General features: G+C 64.7%; 2 protein-coding genes and 1 pseudogene. All 3 read right to left on the bottom strand.

Annotated elements, in window-relative coordinates; genetic code table 11:
- Positions 1–33: 33 nt before the first annotated feature.
- Positions 34–762: a methyl-accepting chemotaxis protein gene (locus tag PMI38_RS27925; RefSeq protein WP_373874196.1), complete on the bottom strand. Its 729-nt coding sequence runs from the start codon at positions 760–762 to the stop codon at positions 34–36.
- A gap of 129 nt (positions 763–891) precedes the next feature.
- A pseudogene (locus PMI38_RS27920) lies at positions 892–1,824 on the bottom strand (cache domain-containing sensor histidine kinase); the annotation flags it as partial.
- Positions 1,825–2,153: 329 nt separating this feature from the next.
- Positions 2,154–2,456 (bottom strand): MerR family DNA-binding protein (locus PMI38_RS14615; RefSeq protein ID WP_008095311.1); only part of this gene is annotated, 303 nt, incomplete at its 5' end.

Genomic DNA, 2,456 nt, shown 5'->3' with positions numbered 1-2,456 from the left:
CTTGCCGGCGATAGGGCCGGAGCAGGTTGCCGATCAGGTACGGAACCGCCGCACCAGCGAATCCAGCTCGTTGGACAACCCGGCCAGGCTCTCCGAATCCTGCCGCGCCGCCTGGGCCAACTCGGCCACCAGCTGCGCATCGCCATGAATCTGGCTGATATGGCGGTTGATGTCCTCGGCCACCTGGTGCTGTTCCTCCGCCGCCGTGGCGATCTGGGTGTTCATGTCGCGAATGATGTCCACCGACTCGCGGATCTGACCAAAGCTGTCGCGGGCCAGGCCAATGCGGCTGACGGACTGCTGGGACACCTCAAGGCTCGCATGCATCTGCTCGGCCACCTCGGCGGTGCGGCTGGCCAGGTTGCCGAGCAGGCCATCGATTTCGGCGGTCGAGTCGGCGGTGCGCTTGGCCAGGGCCCGCACCTCGTCGGCCACCACGGCAAAGCCGCGACCTTGTTCGCCTGCCCTGGCGGCCTCGATCGCGGCGTTCAATGCCAGCAGGTTGGTCTGCTCGGCAATCGAACGGATGGTGCCGAGGATCGACTGAATGGCGTTGCTGTCACGCTCCAGTTGCTGAATCGACTGCGCCGACTGTTCGATCTCCTGGCTCAGGCGGTCGACACTGTGCACCGCCGCATCGATCTGCTGCTGGCCTTCGCGAGCCTGTTGCTGGCCACTGTCGGCCGATTGCGCGGCCTGGCTGCAGGAGCGCGCGACCTCGTTGGCGGTGGCGACCATCTCGTGGAAGGCGGTGGACACCATGTCCACGGCTTCGCGCTGGCGCCCGGCGGCCTCGGCCATGTCGCTGGACACCCGGGTCGAGCTGCTGGAGGTGCTGAGAATCTTGCTGGCGGCCGAGCCGATGTGCTGGATCAAGCTGCGGATGGCGCCAAGGAACTGGTTGAACCAGCTGGCCAACTGCGCGGTTTCGTCCCGGCCGCGTACATCGAGGTTGCGGGTCAGGTCGCCTTCACCCTGGGCAATGTCTTCCAGGCCGCTGGTGACGCTGTTGATCGGGCGCACGATGAGCTTGGCGAAGGCGGCGCCGACCACGGCGAACAGCGCTGCCAGCACCAGTGCGATGGTGCCGATGAGCCAGGTCAGGCGGGTGGTGGTCTGCATCACTTCGCCTTGCTGGATCAGGCCGATGAAGGTCCAGCCGAGCTTCTCGTCGGGGTAGACGTTGGCCATGTAGCGCACCCCGCCCAGGTCGACTTCGACCAGACCCTTGCCGGCCTTGGCCAGCTCGGCGTAGCCGTCACCGAAGCTCGCCAGTTGCTTGAAGTTGTGGCTGGCGTCGCGCGGGTCGACCATCACGTTGCCGTTGTTTTCCATGAGGATCAGGTAGCCGCTTTCGCCCAGCTTGATCTGCTGAACGATCTCGGTCAGGCCCTTGAGCGACACATCGATGTTGACCACGCCACCGGGGTTGCCGAGCGGGTTGGCCACGGCGCGCACGGTACTGACCAGCACCGCATCATCGCCCGCCCAGTAGTACGGGGCCGTGCGCAGGGTCTTGCCGGGGTTGGCCATGGCCGTCTGGTACCAGGGGCGGGTACGCGGGTCGTAGTTGCTCATGCTCGGGTCACCCGGCCAGAACGCGTAGCCGCCGTCCTTCAGGCCATAGGACACGTAGGCATAGTCCGAGTGGCTGTTGGCCAGGCGGGTGAACAGTTCGAACAGCGCTTTGTCGTGTTCACCGGGGGCGATTTGCGCGGCATCGGCACTGATGTGCTTCTTGATGTCGGCGCCCGCGCCGGTGACCTCTGGCAGGCTGGCCAGGTAGTCGACGTTCTGGGTGATGCCCTGGAAGAACAGGTTCATGGCATTGCTGACCTGGCGGATCTCGCGGCTGCTGCTGTCGAGGAATCCATCGCGGGCTTCGCCGCGCAGGTTGATGACCACCAGGGTGGCCACGAGGACGATGGGCAAGGCGGCGATGACCGCGAATGCCCAGGTCAGTTTCTGTTTGATGTTCATCGACGCTCCCGGAGATTGTTTTTATCGACACGCGATGCTCAGGGCATCGGCAGCGTCCGGGATTTTTTGAGCGCAAATGCCCGTATTTATTGGGCGAAGCCGCATTTGGCGACTATTCGGTCGGGTTCAGGCTAATATGGCATACCAATTACTTGACCGCCTGGCCAGGCAGGTCAATGGCAGCACTCGCCGCCGTTGGCCAGGTCCTTGAGAATCGGGCAGTCGGGCCGGTCGTTGCCCTGGCAGTGGGCGGCCAGTTCGCTCAAGGTATCGCGCAAGCTGACCAACTCCTCGATGCGCCGGTTCAGCTCATCGATGTGCTGCACGGCCAGCGCCTTGACGTCGGCACTGGCGCGCTGGCGGTCCTGCCACAGGGTCAGCAGCTTGCCCACTTCCTCCAGGGAAAAGCCCAGGTCGCGGGAGCGCTTGATGAACGCCAGGCTGTGCAGGTCCTGCGGCTGGTACAGGCGGTAGCC

Origin of the sequence: Pseudomonas sp. GM84 (assembly GCF_000282535.1) — a bacterium.
Lineage (GTDB): Bacteria > Pseudomonadota > Gammaproteobacteria > Pseudomonadales > Pseudomonadaceae > Aquipseudomonas.
Note: the sequence above shows the minus strand (reverse complement) of the source record. Positions and strands in the feature narration are given on the sequence as shown.

Coding starts and splice junctions, on each gene's coding strand:
- PMI38_RS27925 (WP_373874196.1), bottom strand. CDS start 762: ATGGTGTCCACCGCCTTCCACGAGATGGTCGCCACCGCCAACGAGGTC.